Raw genomic sequence first — 449 nt, 5'->3', positions numbered from 1 at the left:
GCTGATCAAGCTGGGCAAGTCGCGCGGCTACCTGACCTACGCCGAGATCAACGATCACCTGCCGGACGACATGGTCGATTCGGAAACGATCGACACGCTGGTCGCGACGCTCAACGACATCGGCATCGCCGTCTACGAGCAGGCGCCCGACGCCGAGACGCTGCTGCTCAACGACAATGCCCCGTCGGCCACCAGCGAGGAAGAGGCCGAGGAAGAGGCCGAAGCCGCGCTGTCGACGGTCGACTCCGAATTCGGCCGCACCACCGACCCGGTCCGCATGTACATGCGCGAGATGGGTACCGTCGAGCTGCTGACCCGCGAAGGCGAGATCGAGATCGCCAAGCGGATCGAGGCCGGCCTGAAGGACATGGTGATGGCGATCTCGGCCTGCCCGGTCACGATCTCCGAGATTCTGGCGCACGCCGAGCGCGTCGCCAATGACGAGATCA

1 protein-coding gene is annotated in these 449 nt (G+C 65.0%); it reads left to right on the top strand.

Going from position 1 to position 449, the window contains the following annotated elements; all coding sequences use genetic code 11:
- On the top strand, positions 1 to 449 hold a 449-nt coding region (locus F7R11_RS26960; protein WP_282959778.1), incomplete at both ends, for an RNA polymerase sigma factor region1.1 domain-containing protein.

This window comes from Ralstonia insidiosa, from assembly GCF_008801405.1.
In the GTDB taxonomy this organism is placed as follows: domain Bacteria; phylum Pseudomonadota; class Gammaproteobacteria; order Burkholderiales; family Burkholderiaceae; genus Ralstonia; species Ralstonia insidiosa.
This window is presented reverse-complemented; position numbering and strand designations above follow the sequence as displayed.